Origin of the sequence: Faecalibacterium sp. DFI.5.82, from assembly GCF_029076575.1 — a bacterium.
GTDB classification, from domain to species: Bacteria; Bacillota; Clostridia; order Oscillospirales; family Ruminococcaceae; genus Faecalibacterium; species Faecalibacterium duncaniae.
In genome coordinates this window covers 1-255 of sequence record NZ_JARFIS010001221.1, presented here as the reverse complement: position 1 = coordinate 255, position 255 = coordinate 1, and the positions used below count along the sequence as shown (strand labels likewise).

General features: G+C 55.3%; 1 protein-coding gene. It reads left to right on the top strand.

Annotation, left to right across the window (positions count from 1 at the left end; translation table 11 throughout):
- Positions 1–255, top strand: a 255-nt coding sequence (locus P0G09_RS20995; RefSeq protein ID WP_275253629.1) for a hypothetical protein, incomplete at both ends; no start/stop codon positions are given.

Genomic DNA, 255 nt, shown 5'->3' with positions numbered 1-255 from the left:
AACGCCCTCCGCTTTTGTTTTGTCGCAGGCTGAAATTGAGAACGAGCTGCGGCGGCATGGTTCAGGGTTTACAGGCGGCAAACAGCGCATTATTGCGCTGTACCAGACCCAGCCTGACCGCAAACTCCGTGCCAAAGCACTGGCAAAGGAGTACGGCATCGGTGGGCACTCCCACGATTATCTGGATGGCAGTCGAGGCTTCGTCAACCACGACTGGAAGGGTCTGGAATTTGTTCATTATCCCGACCACCAGAA